At 71.9% G+C, this 19,970-nt stretch carries 14 protein-coding genes; all 14 read right to left on the minus strand.

Going from position 1 to position 19,970, the window contains the following annotated elements; all coding sequences use genetic code 11:
* Positions 1-2 precede the first annotated feature (2 nt).
* Positions 3-650, minus strand: coding sequence for a PIG-L deacetylase family protein (locus tag ACFVDP_RS02835; protein ID WP_383482166.1), 648 nt, complete (start codon positions 648-650; stop codon positions 3-5).
* On the minus strand, positions 647-1,441 hold the full coding sequence (locus tag ACFVDP_RS02840) for a glucose-1-phosphate cytidylyltransferase (protein ID WP_111667202.1): 795 nt from the start codon (positions 1,439-1,441) through the stop codon (positions 647-649). Before ACFVDP_RS02840 ends, ACFVDP_RS02835 begins: the two co-directional genes overlap by 4 nt.
* A complete protein-coding gene (locus ACFVDP_RS02845; RefSeq protein ID WP_383482168.1) occupies positions 1,438-2,691 on the minus strand; it encodes a class I SAM-dependent methyltransferase in 1,254 nt (417 codons plus the stop codon). The genes ACFVDP_RS02840 and ACFVDP_RS02845 overlap by 4 nt, the downstream gene beginning before the upstream one ends.
* A complete protein-coding gene (locus ACFVDP_RS02850; RefSeq protein WP_383482171.1) occupies positions 2,688-3,929 on the minus strand; it encodes a glycosyltransferase in 1,242 nt (413 codons plus the stop codon). The genes ACFVDP_RS02845 and ACFVDP_RS02850 overlap by 4 nt, the downstream gene beginning before the upstream one ends.
* Before the next feature lie 2 nt (positions 3,930-3,931).
* Positions 3,932-5,221: an O-antigen ligase domain-containing protein gene (locus ACFVDP_RS02855; protein WP_383482174.1), complete on the minus strand. Its 1,290-nt coding sequence runs from the start codon at positions 5,219-5,221 to the stop codon at positions 3,932-3,934.
* Position 5,222: 1 nt separating this feature from the next.
* Positions 5,223-6,767, minus strand: coding sequence for a right-handed parallel beta-helix repeat-containing protein (locus ACFVDP_RS02860; RefSeq protein WP_383482177.1), 1,545 nt, complete (start codon positions 6,765-6,767; stop codon positions 5,223-5,225).
* A gap of 8 nt (positions 6,768-6,775) precedes the next feature.
* Entirely contained in the window at positions 6,776-8,719 is a 1,944-nt protein-coding gene (locus ACFVDP_RS02865; protein ID WP_383482180.1) for an alginate lyase family protein, read from the minus strand.
* Positions 8,716-10,899: a bi-domain-containing oxidoreductase gene (locus tag ACFVDP_RS02870; RefSeq protein WP_383482183.1), complete on the minus strand. Its 2,184-nt coding sequence runs from the start codon at positions 10,897-10,899 to the stop codon at positions 8,716-8,718. Before ACFVDP_RS02870 ends, ACFVDP_RS02865 begins: the two co-directional genes overlap by 4 nt.
* Positions 10,900-10,916: 17 nt before the next feature.
* A complete protein-coding gene (gene asnB, locus ACFVDP_RS02875) occupies positions 10,917-12,851 on the minus strand; it encodes an asparagine synthase (glutamine-hydrolyzing) (protein WP_383482186.1) in 1,935 nt (644 codons plus the stop codon).
* A gap of 3 nt (positions 12,852-12,854) precedes the next feature.
* The gene (locus ACFVDP_RS02880) at positions 12,855-14,372 is read right to left on the minus strand and encodes a Wzz/FepE/Etk N-terminal domain-containing protein (protein ID WP_383482189.1); all 1,518 of its coding nucleotides are present in this window, start codon (positions 14,370-14,372) and stop codon (positions 12,855-12,857) included.
* Positions 14,369-15,766: a Wzz/FepE/Etk N-terminal domain-containing protein gene (locus ACFVDP_RS02885; RefSeq protein WP_383482192.1), complete on the minus strand. Its 1,398-nt coding sequence runs from the start codon at positions 15,764-15,766 to the stop codon at positions 14,369-14,371. The genes ACFVDP_RS02880 and ACFVDP_RS02885 overlap by 4 nt, the downstream gene beginning before the upstream one ends.
* Positions 15,763-17,010 carry a glycosyltransferase family 4 protein gene (locus ACFVDP_RS02890; protein WP_383482195.1) on the minus strand — a complete coding sequence of 416 codons (1,248 nt, stop codon included), beginning with the start codon at positions 17,008-17,010 and terminating at the stop codon, positions 15,763-15,765. Before ACFVDP_RS02890 ends, ACFVDP_RS02885 begins: the two co-directional genes overlap by 4 nt.
* Entirely contained in the window at positions 17,000-18,316 is a 1,317-nt protein-coding gene (locus ACFVDP_RS02895; protein WP_383482198.1) for a nucleotide sugar dehydrogenase, read from the minus strand. Before ACFVDP_RS02895 ends, ACFVDP_RS02890 begins: the two co-directional genes overlap by 11 nt.
* A 73-nt stretch (positions 18,317-18,389) precedes the next feature.
* Positions 18,390-19,868 carry a sugar transferase gene (locus tag ACFVDP_RS02900; protein ID WP_383482201.1) on the minus strand — a complete coding sequence of 493 codons (1,479 nt, stop codon included), beginning with the start codon at positions 19,866-19,868 and terminating at the stop codon, positions 18,390-18,392.
* Positions 19,869-19,970 lie beyond the last annotated feature (102 nt).

Genomic DNA, 19,970 nt, shown 5'->3' on the forward strand with positions numbered 1-19,970 from the left:
GTTCAATCCCCCAGGTCGAGCGTGAGTTTGGTGACGGCGAACGCCTCGGCGTAGCGCGCGTGGCATTCGATACCGCGGATGCGGGCGAGGCCGAGGAAGGCCTCGCGGTCGTACCAGGGCCGGTGCCGCTGCGAGGGGTAGTGCTCCTGCAGCAGCGCGACCTTCTGTTCGGCGGTCTCCGGCGACAGCGGCTGGTAGGCCGACGGCCGGCCGAGGTCGCCGTCCCACTTGACGATCTCGTAGCCGAGCACGAGGTGGTCGCGGAACGCCGTGGTCATCAGCTGTGCCAGGCCGCGGTGGTCCTGGTGCGCGTCGTCGGTGCGCGGGGCGAGGACCAGGTCCGGGTCGGACCGTTCGCGCAGTTCCTCGACCGCGGCCTTGGCGTCCGCCCAGTGCGCGGGGAAGCGGCCGTCGGGCATCTTGTCGACGGTCAGCCGCAGGTCGGCGCCGGGGCAGAAGGCGGCGAGCGCTGCCCGCTCCTCCTGCTCCCGGTCGGTGCCGCCGCCGGACAGGACCAGCGCGTCGACCCGCAGGCCGGGCCGGGCCCGGCACAGCGCCAGGAGGGTGCCGCCGGCGCCGATGGCGATGTCGTCGCAGTGGGCGCCGACGGCGACGATCCGGTCGAGGGGACCGGTTCCGAGCCTGATCACGCGCGTACCCCCGCGGTGTCGTGCTCCCACACGGCCCACGGGCGGTCGCCCCGCGCGTAGGAGGCGTCGAGCGCGGCGCGCTCCTTCACCGTGTCGGTCGGCTTCCAGAAGCCGCGGTGCCGGTGGGCCACGAGCCTTCCCTGCTTGGCGAGTTGGCCACAGCCGTCGGCGACGAGGTCGCCGTTCTCCGGTATGTGGTCGAAGACCTCCTGGCGGAGCACGAAGTAGCCGCCGTTCTCCCAGAGCGGCATGTCGCTCACCGCGGTGATGCCGCCGACGAGGCCGTCCTCGGCCAACTCGACGCAGTGGAAGGAGGACTGGGGCGGTACGACCATCATCGACGCGCCGGCGTCGCGCTCGGCGAACCGGTCGATCATCTCCGGCAGCGGGGCGTCGGTGAGCACGTCGGCGTAGTTGGCGAGGAACATCTCGTCGCCGTCCAGGTGGTGGCGGACCCGGCGCAGCCGCTCGCCGATCGGGGACTCGATGCCGGTCTGGGCGAAGGTGATCGTCCAGTCCGAGATGTCGGTGGACAGCAGCTCGGTCCGGCCGCCCCTGAGCACGAAGTCGTTGGACGTCGTCTCCTCGTAGTTGAGGAAGAAGTCCTTGATGTGGTGGGCGCCGTAGCCGAGGCACAGGATGAACTCCGTGTGCCCGAAGTGCGCGTAGTAGCGCATGACGTGCCAGATCAGCGGCCGGGGCCCGACCATCGCCATCGGCTTGGGTACGTCGTCCGCGGCGCCGCTGCGCATCCGCATCCCGTAGCCGCCGCAGAAGAGAACGACCTTCATGCTGTGACCTCCTTGGACGACGCGCCGTCGACGATGCTGAGTTCCGGGATGGGGAAGACGAGCCGGCCGCCCCACTCGTGGACGAAGGCGAGCTGCTCGGACAGTTCGGTCCGCAGGTTCCACGGCAGGATGAGGACCCAGTCCGGCTTGTCGGCGGCGATCTGCTCGGGCGGCAGGATCGGGATGCGGGTGCCCGGGGTGTACCGGCCGTGCTTGTACGGGTTGCGGTCGACCGTGTACGCGAGCAGGTCGGGGCGGATGCCGCAGTGGTTGAGCAGGGTGTTGCCCTTGCCGGGGGCGCCGTAGCCGACGACGGTCTCGCCGCGGTCGGCGGCGTCGATGAGGAAGCGCAGCAGGTCCCGGCGGACCTTGGCGACGCGGGCGGTGAACTCGGTGTACCCGGACAGCTCCTGGAGTCCGGCGGCCTTCTCGCGGGCCAGGACGTCGGTCACCGCCCGGGAGGGCTCACCGGCCGTCTCGGCGGGGCGGGCCCACAGCCGGATGGAGCCGCCGTGCGTGGGCAGCAGTTCGACGTCCACGAGGGTCAGTCCGCCGCTGGCCAGCGCCCGGATCGCGGACGCGACCGTGTAGTACTGGAAGTGCTCGTGGTAGATCGTGTCGTACTGGTTCTCCTCGATCAGGGTCAGCAGGTGCTGCACCTCGATGGAGACCCAGCCGTCGTCGGCGACCAGCGCGCGCAGGCCCTGGGTGAACCCGATGACGTCGGGAATGTGCGCGTACACGTTGTTGGCCACGACCAGGTTCGCCGGGCCGTGCTCGGCGCGCACGGCCGTCCCGGTCTCCGGGCTCAGGAACTCGGTGAGCGTGGGCACGCCCGCGTCCCTGGCCGCCGCGCCGACGTTCACCGACGGCTCGATGCCCAGGCAGCGGATGTCCCGGTCCACGACGTGCTTGAGCAGGTATCCGTCGTTGCTCGCCACCTCGACCACGAAGGCGTCGGCGCCGAGCCCCGCCCGCTCGACGGCGCCGGCGACGAAGGTGCGCGCGTGCTCCACCCAGGACGTGGAGAACGAGGAGAAGTACGCGTACTCCTTGAACGTCTCCTCGGGTGTGATCAGCGGTGGGATCTGCGCCAGCCAGCAGTCGGTGCAGACCCGCAGATGGAGCGGGTACGCCGGCTCCGGCTGGTCCAGTCGGTCAGCGGCGAGGAAGCTCTCGCACGGCGGTGTCGCCCCAAGGTCGACGACGCTCGCCAAGGCTTCCGAGCCGCAGAGTCGGCATCGTGTCATGTACTTTCCCCATCCCCCCTGCTCGCGCGGGTGTCCCCGCCGCGAGCCTGTGCTGACCGCCCCGCGATCGCGGTGCGGTACTCCTCCAGCAGGCGCTCCAGGCCGACGGCCGGGCTGAAGCCCCGCTCGTACCGGCTCCGGGCCGCCCGGCCCATCTCCTGGTTGCGGACCTGGTCGGCCGTGATCCGCCGCAGGCAGGAAGCGAGCGAGGCGGCGTCACCGGGCCGGTGCAGCAGCCCGGTGACGCCCTCCTCGACGAGTTCGACGAACGCGCCGTGCCCGGCGGCGACGACCGGCACCCCCGCCGCCATCGCCTCGACGGCCACCAGGCCGAACGCCTCCAGCCACGTCGAGGGAGCGACCACGGCGACCGCCCTGGCGACCGCCTTGCGGCACTCGGCCGTGTCCAGCAGACCCGCGTAGCGCACGTCGTCCCGGCCCGCCGCCCACTCGCTCACCTCGCGCTCCAGCGGGCCCGTGCCGGCGATCACGAGCGGCACTCCCGGCCCGCCCTCGGCCGCGAGTTCGTCCCACGCGGCCATGAGCAGCCGTACGCCCTTGGCCTCGGCGAGCCGGCCGAGGAAGAGCAGGTGCTCGCCCGCCCCCGTCCGGCAACCGCCCGGGTCCGGAACGAAGTTGTGCTTCACCGCGAGGCGATCGGCCGGCATGCCCGCCGCGGCCAGCACGTCGCGCTGCGCCGCGGAGATGCACAGGAAGCGCTGCACTCCGGACCACCAGCGGCGCCGGTTGACCGACAGGCTGACCGCGAGCGGCACCGTGGCGAGCCGGGAGCCGCGGTAGCAGCCGTGCCGGACGGCGGGCAGCGCCGAGCCCCCCACGCACTCGGTGCACGCGGCGCCGTCCCGCTGGAGCGTGCCGGGCGGGCAGACCTGGGTGTAGTTGTGCAGCGTGGCGACGGCGGGCACATCGGCGTCGGCGCAGGCGGCGATCACCGCGGGCGACAGCAGCGGGAAGACGTTGTGGACGTGGACGACGTCCGGCCGGTCGGCGCGCAGCCGGCCGGCGAGCTCCGAGCGGACCGCCGGGTTCCACGGCACGAGGAGCGGCAGCGCGGCCTTGCCCAGCAGCGACTTGGCGGCGATGTCGTCGCTGCGCCGCTCGAACAGCTCGACCCGGTGGCCGGCCGCGCGCAGCAGCTCCACCTCCTGGTCGACGACCTTGTTCTCCCCGCTCGGCTGCGCCGAGCCGTAGCGGTTGTGCACCACGAGGACATGCATGCTCAGATCACCTCCGATCGACGGGCCCAGCGCGGGATGTACGGGCGGGACGCCGTGTCCGCCTGCGCCGGGAGCTCGGGCAGCGACGGCGGCTGCGCGACGGGCGTGGCCAACAGTGCGGCGGCCAGGGCGAGATGGAGCAGGTACGGCGAGGCGTCACCGAGGCCGGCCTCGGTGTACGAGGCGATCGCGCAGTAGCTGATCAGGAAGATCGCGCAGGCCCGCTGGAGCGACGGCGGCCGCAGCAGCGCGACCCCGGCCAGGACCACGATGATCACCGCGACGACGGTGACTCCGATCAGGCCCTGTTCGTTGTAGACGGCCAGCCAGCTGTTGTCGATGGGCAGTCCGCCGAACGACTTGTCGCCCAGGCCCACGCCGAACAGCATCTGCGAGATCGACCGCGGTTCGGCCAGCAGGGCGTCCCAGACCTTGGCTCGGCCGGTGAGGTTGGAGAAGTTCTCCTGGCTCTGCCCGCGCAGGAACCACGCCTGGAGCGCGGAGGCGAACCCCACGGCGACGACCGTGGCGATCACCACCGTCCAGGTGAAGAACCGGCGGGCGGCGGCGCTGGTCAGCAGGAGCGAGCCGATCGCCAGGACGAGACCGATGAGCAGGCCGAGCGTGGCTGTCCTGGTGTGGGTCAGCAGGAGCAGCACGAGCGACGGCACGATGATCACCACCGCGCTCCTGCGGTCGGTCCGTCCGCCCAGGAGCAGCAGCACGGTGAGCCCGATGATCACCGCGGCGTACTGGCCGATCTGCGGCGGGGTGAGCGGCCACAGGGCGCCGACGAGCCGTCCTCCGTAGATGTCGGGCAGCGCCGCGCCGGGTGAGACGATCAGGCCCGCGGCCACCGTCCCGAGCACCGCGAAGTACATCCGGATGTGGTGCCGGACGAAGGTCAGGCCGCCGTCCCACCAGCGGGTGAGCAGCCACAGCGTGCCGACGAAGAGGGCGAGCCGGCCGCACCGGAAGAGGGCGCCGAGCCCGGACTCCAGGTGCACGCTGGAGATCACGCTCGGGACCAGCAGCAGGGTGAGCAGCAGCACGTACGCGCTGGGCCGCAGCCGCAGCCGGAGGTTGACCGCGAGCGCGAGGACGAACGCGGCGACCAGCGAGCCCATGGTGACCATCTGGATGAGCGAGCGGGGCAGCGGGATGATCGTCTTCGCGCCGGCGGAGCCGAGCGTGTTGAGGATCAGCAGCCCCCAGGCGGTCCCGACGAGCCTGGGTGTGCCGGCCGGGCGCGGTGGGGTGTCGAGCGCCGGTGCGTGGAGCGGTGCGGTCATCTCAACCACCGGCCCGCGGGTCGAGGGTGCTGCCCTTGTCCTGCCGGAAGCTCCGGCTCTTCCACTGCGCGAAGTCGATCACCTTGCTCTGGTCCTGGACGACGAACTTCCACGGTCCGCGGTAGACGTTGTCGTGCCAGCGGTTGTCCTGCTTGTGGGTGATCGCGTCGGCGACCTTCTCGCCCTGGTACGGCGACCAGTCGGGATAGGTGCCGTAGTTGGCGAGGACCGCCATCCGGTCGCACTTCACGGTGCACTTGACGACGGACTTGTCGAGCACGAAGCGGTTGTCGTGGATGTCGACCCGCTGGGTCTTCCAGCGGCAGTCGGCGTAGAGCGGCGCCTTCCCTATGGCCGGTTCGGCGCAGCGCTTGGTCTTCTTCACCAGCAGGGTGCAGTCACCGGAGGAGGTGTTGGCGGGGCTGTTGCAGAACCGGTCGGCGTTCTCCCAGAGGGTGATCCCGGACCAGTTGTCCTGCAGCAGGTTCCCGTAGATGTCGATCTTGTCGGTGCGGGCCTTGATCCGTGGTTCGCCGCCGGACTCGGACAGATAGACCGTGGCGAACGGGAAGGTGTCGCCGCTCTCCGCCGCCTTGCGGCCCTCGACCCAGTTGTTCCGCCGGATGGTGTTGTTCCGGATGACCGCGTTGTAGCTGGTCTCGTAGATCAGCGCGGCGCCGTCGTTGTCCTCCAGGACGTTCTTCTCGATGCGGAAGTCGTTGTTGTTGGTGTCGGCCCACAGGCCGGTGCCGCGGTTGTCGTGCACCCAGTTGCCGCGGACGTCGGCGCCGTCGACGGCCCAGAACTTGATGCCTCCGGTGCAGCCGCAGCCCTTGCGCTTGCGCTCCCAGTCGCCGGTGTTGTTGCCGACGATCTCGTTGCCCTCGACGACCAGGCCGGTGACACGGCCGGAGCCCTTGTACGCGTTCATGCCGTACTGGCCGTTGTCGCGCAGGCAGTTGGCGCGGACCTGCTGGCGGGCGCCGGCCATCAGACCGGCCCCGGAGTTGTTCTGGATCGTGCTGTGCTCGATCACCCAGCCGTCGCCCGAGTCATGGTTGACGACACCCTCGTCCGGGGGCGCCACGAACCCCTGCACCGTCAGGTGGCTGATCGTGACGTCGTCGGCGGTGCCGGTGAACGCGTACTGGTTCTTCTTGCGGCCGTCGAGGACCGCGCCCGGCGCCCCGAGGTAGCGGTCGCCCTTCTTGGGGATGACCTGGGCGTAGCGGTCCGGGTCGAGCCGGTGCGTGCCCGGGCGCAGCCAGAACGTGGTGTGCGCGGGGCTGCTCTTGGTCTTCGCCGCCAGGTCGCCGACCTTCTTGGGGTCGATCGTGACCGCTCCGGCCGGTGCCTTCGCCGGCCCGGCGGGCGGCTCGGCGCACACCCGGGCCACCGGCGTCGTCGTCGGTGCGGCGGACGACGGTGTGCTCTTCGGCTTCGACCCCGCGTCCGACGTCGGCGAGCTGTCGCAGCCCGCGGTCGCCAGCAGGGTCAGCGCCAGCGGTGCCACCGCCAGCGCCCAGTGCCGTCTCTTGTAGCCCACGCGCCCCCCTACCCGCGGAACCTGAGCACGGTCGTGAAGTCGGCGGCGCCGTCGGCGCTGCCGGTTCCGACCAGGGTGGTGGTGGGCTCTTTGCGCCCGAAGCCCGCGGAGTACCAGCCCAGCGGCGGGTCGCTCTCCCCGCGGTGGGCCCGCCAGGTCAGCTGACCGGGCAGGTCGAGCACCGCGGAGCGGCCCTCGCCGTCGTGGATCCAGGTGAGGACCGCGCGGGCGCCCACCAGGTCGGCGGCGACGGTCGGACCGAGGTGGAACGTGAGCCGGACGTCACGGCGCGGTCCGCGCACCTCGTCGACCAGGCGCAGTTCCTCGCTCTCGGCCGTCAGCTCCACCCGGCGGCGGTGCACGGAGGGCTGGTAGCCGTCGTGCTCGGCGCTCCACCGGGCCGTGCCGTCGCCGGAGGTCTCCACGGCCAGCACGCGGGTGCGGGCGTGCCGGGTCCACAGGAACGGGCCGCCGGAGACGGACTGGTCGGCGCCGTCCAGTTGCAGGGTGTTGTGGCCGAGGGTGGAGCGGAAGTACTGCCGCCACTCGGGCTGCCCGTGGTAGCAGTACGTCCCGGGGTCGGCGAGCACGTCGACCCCGTCGTGCCGCACCTCGACGGACAGCGCGTCGGCGTGGGCGTGGGCGGCGATGGACAGGAAGCCGTGCGGGCCGCCGTCGCAGCGGCACCAGATCTTCTCCGGGCCGCGCAGGACGGTCATTCCGGCGTCGGCGAAGTGGGCCGGCCGGGTCTTCGGGCGGGTCACGGACGGTGTCACGGGCTTGATGAGCGCCGCGAGGAGCGGGGTGCGCACGTCGGTGGCGGTCACCTCGGGCCACCAGTCGAGCCGGCCGAACACGGCGTCGCCGGTGGCGAGCAGCGAGGCCCAGCGGTCGGTGCCGGCGCCGTCCACGACCAGGCCGTGGCCGTCGTCGGCGTCCCCCTGGCGCGGCGGCCTGAGCCGGTTGTCGACGACGGCGGCGAGCGCGTCGGTCATCCGCAGCAGCACGAGCCGCAGCGTCGAGGGGACCGGCCGGCCCGCGGCGTCGGCCTCGGCCAGCGCGGCCAGGCCGAGTTCGAGGACGAGCCCGTGGTACTCGGAGGCCAGCTCGCGGTTGAGCCCCGAAAGGAAGGTGTTGGCGCGCAGGTTCCGGTCGAGCGAGCGCAGCGCGGTGTCCCGCCAGCGCTCCGACGCGGGGAACCAGTCGAACGCGCAGGCCGCGGCGTACAGTCCGGCCGTCTCGGCGATGACGTGGTTGTTCGCCGAGGAGCCCCGGCTGGGGAAGGCGGCCAGCCAGCGCTGGTGGTGCCAGATCTGGTTCACCGCCACGGCGTTGTTCTCGAACAGGTCGCCGACGCCGGGCCAGCCGTCGAGCAGCCGCCGCACCCACACCCAGGACAGGAGCCGGATGCCCAGCTCGATGCCGCTGATCCAGTGCACGCCGCGCAGCGGCGGGTTGGCCGCCCACCACGAGCGCAGGTGGTCGGCGATCCGCTCGGCGTACCGCTCGTCGCCGGTGACGGCGTAGGCGGCGGCGAGCTGGGTGAGGTACTGGTGCCGGGACAGCTCCCAGATCTGCTTGATGTCGCCGACCGCCTCCTCGTTGCGGTACGGCACGTCGAAGGCGTAGCCCCACGGGGCGCGGCGGCCGGTCTTCGGGTCGCACCACCAGTCCGGGTCGGCCAGGTCGTCGCGGACCACCCCGAAGTACTCGACGTGCCCGTACATCAGCCGGTCCGCCTCGGCGACGAGCCGCTTGGCGGCGTCCGGCGGGATCGCGGCGAGCGTCCCGGCGGGCAGCACCGCCGTGAACCGCGCGCCGGTCACGGTCGGTCCTTCGGGCCGCGCCGAACGCCACCGGCGACGGCGGACCGCGTCACCGGCCCGGCCCGCGATCTCCTGCGGCCCCATCCGGGACAGGCGCCGCAGGTACCAGCCCGCGCTCATGGTCATCGCGGCCCCGCCAACGTCACCGGCGCGCCACCGGCCAGGCCGGTCTGCACGGCGAGGGTGGCCGCCGTGGTGGCGACCAGCGACTCCAGCGGTACGGGCATCGGGCCGCCGGTGCGCACGGCCTTGACGAACGCGGCGAGTTCGGCGTTCTGGCCCTTGTCGCGGGCCTTCGGCAGCCGTGAACTGACCCACCGCTTGCGGCCGTAGACGGAGGCGCGGACGAAGTCGTCGAAGCGCAGCACCTTGCCGTCCGCGACCAGGTCCAGCGTCTCCTTGGGGTAGCCCGGGGAGCCCGTGGTGACGTAGCTGATGGTGGCGGTGGAGCCGTCCGGGTAGCCCACGACGACCTGGAGGTCCTCGTTGCCGGCCGGGGCGGTCGCGTAGACCGAGACAGGGTCGGAGTCGAGCAGCCAGCTCGCCGTGTCGATGAAGTGGCCGCCCTCACCGGCGAAGCGCGAGCCCTCGGTGCCCTGCTGGAGGTACCAGCTGCCGTGCTGGAGCCGTCCGGCGTTGACCAGGTAGCGCAGGCTGGCGGGGCCGGTGCGGACGCCGAACCGGCCCTTGGCCTCGTGCAGCAGCGGGGCGAAGCGGCGGTTGAAGCCGACCTGGAGCCGGTCGTTGCCGGACTCCTCGACCGCGGCGAGCACGTCGGCCAGTTCGTCCTCGGTGAGGGCCAGGGGCTTCTCCACGAACACGGCCTTGCCCGCGAGGAGGGCCTGCCGGGTCAGTTCGGCGTGCGAGCTGTGCCGCGTGACGACGAACACCGCGTCGATCGACTTGTCGCCGAGGACCGCGTCGAGGTCGGTGGTCGCCTCGGCGAAGCCGAACTTGCGCTGGGCGTTGGCCGCCGACAGCGCGGTCGTGGTGACGACGGTGGACAGCTCGACGCCGTCGCGCCGGGCGAGGTGGGGCAGCAGCATCGACGTCGCGTAGTTGCCCGCGCCGACGAACGCTAGCCGCACCGGGGACGAGACCGCCCGGGCCGGACCGGGCCGCACGGTCACGGCGGGCACGACCACCTCCGGGGCCGGCGTCTCCTGCTCCGCCTCCGGCTCCTGATCGGCGTAGCGGAACAGGACGGCCACGGCCTTGAGTTCGCCGTCCTTCAAGCGCTGGTAGGTGTCCACCGCGTCGTCGAAGTCGGCGATGTGGGAGACCAGCGGGTCCACGTCGACACGGCCGCGGGCGACGAGGTCGAGGAAGCAGGCGAGATTGCGGCGCTCGGTCCAGCGCACGTATCCGATCGGGTAGTCGCGGCCCTCCAGCTCGTACTCCGGGTCGTAGCGCCCGGGTCCGTAGCTGCGCGAGAAGCGGACGTCGAGCTCCTTCTCGTAGTACGCGTTCCAGGGCAGGTCGAGGCGGCACTTGCCGATGTCGATCACACGGCCGCGGTCGCGGCAGAGCCGGGCGGCCAGCTCGACGGGCTGGTTGCTGGCGCCGCCCGCCGCCAGATACACCTGGTCCACGCCGTGTCCGGAGGTGAGTTCGGCGACGGCGGCCTCCACGGCGGCGGAGGCCGGGTCGCCGGTGGCGGCGGCACCGAGGCTCTCGGCGAGTTCGCAGCGGCTCGGGTCGGGGTCGACGCCGACGACGCGGACGCCCGCCGCGGTGAGGAGCTGCGCCACCAGCTGCCCGATCAGGCCGAGGCCGATGACGAGGGCCACCTCGCCGAGCTGCGGCTCGCCCTGGCGGACGCCCTGGAGGGCGATGGAGCCGACGGTGCCGAAGGCCGCGTGCCGCGGCGCGAGGCCTTCGGGCACCGGGCTGTAGAGGTTCTTCGGCACCCAGTTCAGCTCGGCGTGCAGGGCGTGCTCGTTGCCCGCGCAGGCCACGAGGTCGCCGACCTTCACGTCGTCGACCCCGGCGCCGACCTGCTCGACGATCCCGCACAGCGAGTAGCCGAGCGGGGTGTAGGAGTCCAGCTTGCCCATCACCTTGCGATAGGTGGCGGGCACCCCGTTGGTGGCCACGCTCTGCATGACCTTGGCCACCTGGTCGGGGCGGGAGCGGGCCTTGCCCAGCATCGACATGCCGGCTTCGGAGACCTTCATCAGCTCGGTCCCGGTGGAGATCAGCGAGTAGGCGCTGCGGACCAGCACCCCGCCCGGCTTGCACCCCGGTACCGGCACGTCGAGCACCGCCAGCTCGCCGCTCTTGTAGTTCTGTACGACCTGCTTCACCCGAACTCCTCTATTTCCTAAGCCGTCGGTCGAGTGCTCTGGCCGGACCCGGAGGTCGCGTCGCGGTACCAGTACTCGAGAGTCAGTACGTGCCACAGATGCTTGGAGTAGTCCTGCTGTCCGGCGGCGTCCGCGGCGACGAGGCGGCGCAGCGCGTCGCGGCGCAGGAAGCCGGAGCGGACCAGCTCTCCGTCGTTGATCACCTCGCGCACCAGCGGTGCGAGGTCCCGGCTCATCCAGGCCCGCAGCGGGGCGCTGAAGAGTCCCTTGGGCCGGTAGACGATCTCCTTGGGCAGGATCGAGGTGGCGGCCTCCTTGAGGACGGCCTTGCCCTGCTTGCCGGTGATCTTCCGGTCGCCCGGGAAGGCGAACGCGGCCTTCACCACCTCGATGTCCACGTAGGGCACCCGTACCTCGGTCGACGCGGCCATGCTGGAGCGGTCCGTATAGGCGAGGTTGAGGCCCGGCAGGAACATCCGGGCGTCGGTGAGACACATGCGGTTGACGAAGTCGTCGAGGGTGTTGTCCTCGTAGGTGTCCGCATGTTCGGTGAGCACGTCGTCGACCGTCCCGGCCAGGTCCGGGTCGATCAGGGAGAGCAGCTCCGGCCGGTCGTACATGGTGTAGCTGCGCCGGAACGCGGTCTCCTCCGGCAGATCGGCGAAGGACAGGAACCGCTTCGCGAAGCGCACCGAGCGCAGTCCCCTGCGGGAGGTGGCGACCGGCAGCCGGCCGACGGCCGCGGACACGGTGCGCCGCAGCGGCCGGGGCACGCGCTGGTAGCGCAGCGCGATCGTGTTGGCGAGGTGCTTGCGGTATCCGGCGAACAGTTCGTCGGCGCCCATGCCCGACAGCATCACCTTGACCCCGGCCTCCCGGGCGGCCGAGCAGATCAGGAAGGTGTTGATCGCGGCGGGATCGCCGATGGGCTCGTCCAGGTGGTACGTCATCTTGGGCAGCAGATCGAGCACGTCGGGGGCGATCTCGATCTCGTGCAGGTCCACGCCGAACCGCTCGGCCACCTGCCGGGCGTAGCGCAGGTCGTCGGGCATCGCCTCGAACTTGGCGTCCTCGGCGCGGAATCCGATGGTGTAGGCGGAGATCCCGGGCTGGTGGCGGGCGGCCAGCGCGGTGAGGTAGCTGGAGTCGAGACCGCCGGAGAGGAAGGTCGCCACGGGCACGTCCGAGAGCAGATGGCGCCGGGTGGACTCCTCCACGATGGCCGCCAGGTCGGGCAGTTCGCCGCTGCGGGCCCGGTCCTGGCCCTCCGCGGCGACGTCCTTCAGGCTCCAGTACGTGCCGCGCTCGACCCGGCCGTCGGGCCGGCAGCGCAGCCAGCTGCCCGGCGGCAGCTTCTCCGCCTCGCGGAACGCGCAGCGGGAGTCGGGGACCCAGTAGTAGAGCAGCGAGGCGACCATCGCCGCGTGGTCGACCTCGAGCCTGCCGCCGGTCGCGGCAGCGAGCGCCTTCAGCTCGGAGGCGAACACCAGGCCGGTGCCGCGCCGCAGCAGGAACAGCGGCTTGATGCCCAACTGGTCGCGGGCGAGGACCAGTTCACCGGTGCGCTCGTCGAAGATGCCGAACGCGAACATGCCGCGCAGCCGGGGCAGGCAGTCCGTGCCCCAGCGCCGCCAGGCCTCGAGGACCACCTCGGTGTCGGACGTGCCGCGGAAGCGGACGCCGGCGGACTCCAGTTCGGCGCGCAGCTCCGGCGCGTTGTACAGCTCGCCGTTGTACGTCAGGGCAAGGCCGTCGGAGACCATCGGCTGGGCGCCGGTCTCGGACAGGTCGATGATGGACAGTCGCCGGTGTCCGAGCTGTACCTCGCCGTCGGCGACGGGGTGGCCGTACCGGCCCGCTCCGTCGGGGCCGCGGTGGGCGAGGATGTCGGTGAGCCGGTCGGTGACGATCTTCCCGTCCGGCCAGCGGTAGGTGCCTGCGATGCCGCACATGGGTTACCTCGCCTCCTGGTCGTTGTCCGCGCCGTGTGCGGCCCAGATCGGCTGTCGCTCCGCGCGCCGCGCGGTCCCGCCCGGCCTGGCCTGTCGTTCGCTGCGTCCGCGCAGCGCCGTGTGCAGCCCGTCCCACAGCGTGCCGTCGGTGCGGTCCCGCGGATCGGGGTCGGTCAGCACCACCCCGATCACCGGTATGCGCTGATCGGCGAGTTGCCGTGCCACGGTGTGCAGCCAGGCGGCGCTGCCGTGTCCGGCGCGCACGACGAGCACGGTCTGGGTGCCGAGGTACTGGAGGTCGGTCCAGGCCGTGCCGGGCGCCACCGAACCGACGCCGAGCCGGAGTCCCTGGTGCGGTTCGGCCGCGGCCCGCTCGCCGCCGATCACGGCCGGGTCGCCCGGCTTCGGGCGGCGGCCGGAGAGCTGAGCGCCGGGCAGCCCGTCGATCACGGCCACGGGGCTCTCGGCTGACAGCTGCCTGGCGATGTCGAGGGCGAGGACGCTGGTGGTGCGGGCCGCGCCCAGTTCCAGCAGGGACACCGCTTCGGCGGAGCCACGCACGGTGCGGGCGAGACTCGCGGTGAGCCGTTCGTGCGCCACCCGGGACCGCCGCCGTCGCCACGGCAGGGTCGAGCGGCGGGGCAGATCGGTGATGACCGAGGCGCCGAGGTGGGCGGCGATGTCCCGGCGCAGCACCGGGCGGTCCTTCACCACCACGCCGACGGCGGCCACGGCGAGCCCGAGGACGAGCCCGAGGACGAGCCCGATCCCGGCGTCGGTGGCGGCGGTCTTGGGCATCGAGTACCGCACGGCGCGCGGGGCGTCCACGATCTGGGTGCCGGCGACGACCTGGGGCGTGCCGGTGCGCGCCTCCGCGGCCCGCTCGTCGAAGTCGGCGATCCGCGAGTTGAGTTCGGCCCGGCGGGCGAAGAGCGTCTCCAAACTCGCCGACGCCTGCGGGTCGGTGTCCGGCGAGCGGTCGCCGATCTCCTTGTTGACCTGGGCGAGTTCGTCGCGCATCCGGTCGCGCTGTTCGAGCAGGGCGTCCGATTCGGCCTTCGCGGTGGCCTGCATCCGCCGCACGTGGTCGGCGACGAACGCGTCGGCGAGCGCCCGGGCGCGGTCGACCGCCTGGGTCCTGCTGTCGCCCGTCACGTCGATCTGCAGCAGGTTGTTGGTCAGGCCGGTGCCCCGGTAGTCCCGCATGAAGTCCTCGGGATCCTCGGAGGACCCCAGGGATTTCAGGGCCAGTTCGGCGATGCGGGTGGTTCCCAGAACCTGGACGTCGGTGCGTATCAGTGTCCCGGTGTCGTTCGGCTGATCCTCGGCGTGGGCGACCAGCACCTTGGTGACCGCGCTCGGCGCCGGCGGCAGTGCGAGCGCCACCGCGCCGCCGCCCACCATGCCGAGCACGGCCATGGCCGACCAGAGACGACGGCGCCTGCGCACCGCCACCACCAGTCCCTGGAGATCGATGAGCGGTGTGCTCGCAGACGACTCCGGAGTCGTACTCGTCGTCACGCTGAGCCTCCCGTGGCGTGGCTGTGGACCGCCGGCGCCGGAGCGGCGTTGTGCGGAGGGTGGTCGGCGGACGGCGTGTGCCGGGCCAGGACCGGGTCGGCGACGACGATGCCGACGACCTCGTGGCCGCCGTCCGCGCAGGCCCGGGCGATGCCGGTGAGTTCCGCGGTGGTCCAGTGGCCCGCGCTGACGACGATCAGGGCTCCGGACTCGCTCGCGCGGTCCGGCACCATCGGCCGGTCCACCGAGACCGGCACCAGGCGGAGCAGCGGGTGTCCCCCGCTCATGGACCCGTCCGACGGGTCGTTCACGGCCTCGGCGACGAGCTGCCCGGCCGCCCGCTGGGCGAGTGCGTCGCCCTCGGGAACGACCGCGAGGAGCCGCGGGGTCACCTGCGACCGGTCGCGCAGCCGTGCGCACACGCGCCGGTAGCGGATGCGTCTGCCGGCCTCGTCGCCCGATCTCTGCGGGGCCGGGGCGTCCCAGCGGGAGTCCGTGCCGAGGAGCCGGCCGAGCCGGGCCCGGGCGCCACCGCCCTGCGGCCGGTGCGCGTGCCGGTCGTCGGGGACGTCGACGGTGCCGATCAGCTCGGCGCCCAGCGCCGCGGCGATCTCGCGTTCGGTACGCGGGCGCCGGTTCATCCGGGCGGCGGCGAGGTGGCCGATCACCGCGAGGAGGAGGAACAACAGGGCGCCGGCGGCGATGAGTTGGACCCGGGTGGGAGCTGCCTCGCCGGTGGGGCGGGCCGCGGGGCCCATGACGACCATGCCGGCCGTGTTGCTCGCGGGGTCGGCCTGGTCCAGTTTGGTCATGGCCTCTTCCAGCGAGGTGCGCAGCTTCTCCAGCGAGGTGCGGGCCTCGACGCCCTCCACGGTCTGCCCGGGGTCGGCGGCGCCGGCCAGCTCGCTGATGCGGCGGCTGGCCGCTTCGACCTGCTTGCGCAGCGCCGCGCGCTCGGTGGCCGCCTCGTTGTCGGCGCTGCCGCCCGCGATCTGCTTGGCGAAGCCGACGAACTGCTCCGCCGTGCGGTCGGAGAGCTGCTGGGCGTGCTTGGGTGTGTCGGCCGTGCCGGAGATCTTGATGATGTTGCCGTCCGACGCCTTGGCGACGACCTGGTCCTGAAGGTCGGTGCCGCTGACGTCCGACCAGCGCAGCTTGTCGGCGGCGAGGTCGAGCACCGTCGAACTGGTCGCGATGTCCACCTGGGTGAGCAGCTCGCGCTCCTCCCACTGCCCGGGCAGCAGGACCGAGGCCGTGGTCGTGTAGCGCGGGGGGAACACCAGTGAGGCGCCGTAGCCGACGAGCGCGCCCACCACGGCGAGGGCGGCGAGCAGCCGCCACCGCCGTCGGAGCATCCGTCCGATGGTGACCAGACGGATCGTGTCTTCGTTCAACGACGCGGCCTCTTCCTTGTCCGTACCTTCGCCCCCGCCTCGACCGCCGCGGTGTAGGCGGCGAGCAGCGACGCCTGCGAGTTCCGCCACGAGAGCGGCCCGCTGACCCGCGCCTGGCCGATCCGGCCCATCTCGGCGCGCTTCTCCGGATCGTCGAGGAGCACCGTGATGAGCTTGGCGAACTCGGCCTCGTCGTTGGCCGGCGCGTAGACGGCGGCGTCGCCCGCGGAGACGCGTGCCTCGCGCAGCTCGAACGAGACGAGCGGGCGGCCCATCGCCATGTACTCCAGGACCTTGTTCATGGTCGAAACGTCGTTGAGCGGGTTGTGCGGGTCCGGGGAGAGGCAGACGTCCGCCGTGGACAGATAGCGCACCAGGTCGGCGTCCGGGATGCGCCCGGTGAACCGGACCTGGTCGTCGAGTCCGAGCGACCGGGACAGCTCCACCATCGCGTCGAAGGCGTCTCCGGAGCCGACGAACACCGCGTGCCAGTCGGTCCGCCCGAACTCGTCGCGCAGCTTCGCGAGGGCCCGCAGCGCGTAGTCGACGCCGTCCTGGGGGCCCATCACACCGAGGTAGCACAGCAGATGAGGCTTGCCGTTCTTCAACTCCGGCTCGGGCGGCACCGGTTGGAACCGCTCGACGGCCGGGGCGCTGCGCACCACGAAGACGTCCTCGGGCCGCTTGCCGCCGCGGCTGACGGCGACGTCGCGGTAGCTCTCGTTCGTGGCGATCACGATGTCGGCGGCCCGGTAGGTGCGCCGCTCCAGCGCGCACACGGCGCGGTAGAGCAGGTCCTTGCCGCGGCCGAACCGGGACAGGTACAGCTCGGGCACCAGGTCGTGCTGGTCGAAGACGAACCGCGCGCCGAGCCGCCTGAGCCGGCGTGCGGCCAGGAACAGCAGGTCGGGCGGGTTGCAGGCGTGGACCACGTGGACCGGGCCGACCTTGCGGGCCAGACGGGCCGTGTGCCACAGCGCCGAGCCGTACTCGCGCAGATAGCCTGCCGGGCCGCCGGTGGCGGCGCGCAGCGGGTAGCGGTGGATCCGCACCCCGTCGATCACCGCCTCCGGCTCCGTGTCCCGCTTCTCGCCGCGGGGGCAGATGACGTCCACCTGCCAGCCCGCGTCGCGCAGGGTCGTGCACTCCTGCCACACCCGCCGGTCGAACGGCACCGACAGGTTCTCCACCAGAATCAGCGCGCGCCGGCCGTTGCCGTCGCCGCCGGTCGCGCTACCAGACAAGGCCCATGTATCCCGGTTCGGTCCGGCGCGCTTCGGCGTCGGGGAGGCGGACGAGGTCGATGATGTCGGGTCCGTCACCGTGGGGCAGGGCCGCGAGCACGGCCTCGTCCTTGGTGCCGACCAGGCACACCTCCGCGTGGTCGAGCACCTCGTCGACGGAGTCGGCGAGGAGCTGCGCGAGGTGCGGCAGCCGGTTCTCGATGTACTCGCGGTTGGCGCCGAGCAGCCGGGACATGCTGACGTTCGCGTCGTAGATCCGCAGGTCGTAGCCCTTGCCGAAGAGCCGCTCCGCCAGCTCGACGAGCGGGCTCTCGCGCAGGTCGTCGGTGCCGGGCTTGAAGGACAGGCCGAACAGGCCGACCCGGCGCTTGCCGCTGCGCTCGACCATGTCGACCGCGCGCTGCAGGTGGTCGGCGTTGGACGACAGCACGTGGGACAGGATCGGCACGGAGACGTCGGCGCGCTGGGCCGCGTGGACGAGGCTGCGCAGATCCTTGGGCAGGCAGGAGCCGCCGAAGGCGAAGCCGGGCCGCAGGTAGGCGGGGCTGATGTTGAGCTTGCGGTCGGCGAGGAACACGTCCATGACCTGGTGCGGGTCGACGCCCAACGCCTGGCATACCGCGCCCAGTTCGTTGGCGAAGCCGATCTTGAGGCCGTGGAAGGAGTTGTCGGCGTACTTGATCGCCTCGGCCGTCGGGATCGGTACCCGGAACACCTCGCCGGGCAGGTCCTCGTACAGCGCGAGGACGGCGTCGCCGCTGGCCGGGTCGAGTTCGCCGATGACGGTCTTGGGCGGGTCGAAGAAGTCCCGCACGCTGGTGCCCTCGCGCAGGAACTCGGGGTTGACCGCGACGCCGAGCTCCACGCCGGCGGTGCCGCCGACGGCCTTCTCCAGGATCGGCACGAGCAGGTTGAGGCAGGTGCCGGGGAGCATGGTGCTGCGGAAGACGACGGTGTGCCGTCCGCCGCGCTCGGCCAGTGCCGCGCCGATCTCCTCGGTGACCCGCTCCAGATAGGTGGTGCACAGGCTGCCGTTGGGCTCCGACGGTGTGCCCACGCAGATCAGCGACACCTCGCTGTCGGCTATCGCCTCACGGACGTCGCGGGTGGCGCGCAGGGCGCCGGTCCGCACGACGTCGGCGATGAGTTCGCCGATCCGCTCCTCGACCACCGGGGCCTTGCCGTCGTTGACCAGGTCGACCTTCACCTGGTTGACGTCGACCCCGATGACCTCGTGGCCCATGCTGGCCAGGCACGCGGCCGACACGCAGCCCACGTAGCCGAGCCCGAAAACGCTGACTCTCATGACCCGTTACTCCCCCCAGGCAGGCCCTTGTGGCCTGCGGTCCGCGCGCCGCCGGTACGGCGGTCCCCACGCATCAGTACGCCCCCTGCCCATGGATCACCGCTCGCAGCGTCTTCCACAAGATCACTGTGTCCAGGGCGAGTGACCAGTCCTCCACGTACCGCAGGTCGAGGCGGACGGCCTCCTCCCACGGCAGGTCGCTGCGTCCGCTGATCTGCCACAGTCCGGTGAGTCCGGGCTTGACCAGCAACCGGCGCCTTATGTCCGGCCCGTACGCTGCGGACTCCTCCGGCAGCGGAGGCCTCGGGCCGACGAGCGACATCGATCCCGTGAGTACGTTGAACAGCTGCGGGAGCTCGTCGAGCGAGTACCGGCGCAGCACGGTTCCCACCCGGGTCACCCGAGGATCCCGGCGCATCTTGAACAGCAGTCCCGCGCCCTCGTCCTGGTCGGCCAGTTCGGCGCGTGCCGCGTGGGCCCCGGCGACCATGGTGCGGAACTTGAGAATGGTGAACTCCTGGCCGTTCTTGCCGACTCTGCACTGCCGGTAGAACACACCGCCGCGGCTGTCTCCCAGGATGAGCACTCCGACGAGTGCCATCAGCGGTGCGAACAGCACGAGCAGCAGTGCCGCGCCCAGCCGGTCGACGACCGCCTTGATGGCCCGGCGGGCCCCGGTGAAGGTCGGCATGCTGACCCTCAGCAGCGGGATCCCGAGCACCGCGTCGACGTGCAGGCGCGGGCCGGCCACCTCCATCAGCACGGGGGCCACGACCATCTCGGCATCGCTGCCTTCGAGGTTCCAGGCCAGCCGCTGCAGTCGGTCCGGGGTCCAGTGCGGGTCCGGGGTGACGGCGACGACGCGATAGCCGTCGCGGTGCACATGCCCGGCGAGGTCGGCGAGTTGGCCGACGACCGGTACTCCGTCGAGGTGGTCACCGTCGGGTCCGAGACCGTCCGTCGTGCACACGGCCTCGATCCGCCAGCCGAGGTGCGGGAACTTGCGGGTCCGGGTGATCAGGTCGCGCACCGTGTCCGGGCTTCCGGCGGCGAGTACGGGTCTGAGGCACTGTCCTTCCTTGCGCTGCTTGTGCAGCCAGAGGCGGAGCAGATACCGCTCGGTCATGGTGACGATCCCGATCGCGGGTATCGCGACGAAGATCCAGAGTTTGATGTTCCGCGAGGTGAGCGCTATCCCGCCGAGCGCGAGCACGACGGTCGCCGTGAACAGCGAGCGTCCCAGCCTGCGGAACTCCTCGGCGCCCTGGCCGAGCACGGCCGGAGCCCAGGCACGGCTCACCGTGAGGGCGGCCAGCACCAGCAGCTCGGTGCCGAAGGCCAGAATGCCCCACTTCTCATGCCAGTTGGCCGCGTCGCGCGCCCCGAAGAAGTTGCCTATTCCCGCGACCACCAGGGCGGTGGCCACCATGTCACTCGTGATGACGGAGCGGCGGTACCGCTGCTCCCAGTCGTTCGCCGGCTGGCCGATCGCCTCGTCCGTCAGACGCCCGCGCGCCGACGAAAAAGGGCCGACTAATCCCCCCTGCCGCACAGAAACCCCCCGGTCCCCAGTGGTGGTGCTTGGTCGGTGACTCTGTTCCCCCAGGAGACCCCCGTCTCCCGCACCGCGCCGTTCTCCCGCCGGAAGGCCCCC

The sequence above is a fragment of the Streptomyces sp. NPDC057694 genome (genome assembly GCF_042799415.1).
In the GTDB taxonomy this organism is placed as follows: Bacteria; Actinomycetota; Actinomycetes; order Streptomycetales; family Streptomycetaceae; genus Streptomyces.

What these genes read in the sequence shown, in the direction of transcription:
- ACFVDP_RS02845 (WP_383482168.1), bottom strand. Translation starts at nt 2,691, where the DNA reads ATGACACGATGCCGACTCTGCGGCTCGGAAGCCTTGGCGAGCGTCGTC.
- ACFVDP_RS02850 (WP_383482171.1), bottom strand. Translation starts at nt 3,929, where the DNA reads ATGCATGTCCTCGTGGTGCACAACCGCTACGGCTCGGCGCAGCCGAGC.
- ACFVDP_RS02855 (WP_383482174.1), bottom strand. Translation starts at nt 5,221, where the DNA reads ATGACCGCACCGCTCCACGCACCGGCGCTCGACACCCCACCGCGCCCG.
- ACFVDP_RS02895 (WP_383482198.1), bottom strand. Translation starts at nt 18,316, where the DNA reads ATGAGAGTCAGCGTTTTCGGGCTCGGCTACGTGGGCTGCGTGTCGGCC.
- ACFVDP_RS02840 (WP_111667202.1), bottom strand. Translation starts at nt 1,441, where the DNA reads ATGAAGGTCGTTCTCTTCTGCGGCGGCTACGGGATGCGGATGCGCAGC.
- ACFVDP_RS02865 (WP_383482180.1), bottom strand. Translation starts at nt 8,719, where the DNA reads ATGACCATGAGCGCGGGCTGGTACCTGCGGCGCCTGTCCCGGATGGGG.
- asnB (WP_383482186.1), bottom strand. Translation starts at nt 12,851, where the DNA reads ATGTGCGGCATCGCAGGCACCTACCGCTGGCCGGACGGGAAGATCGTC.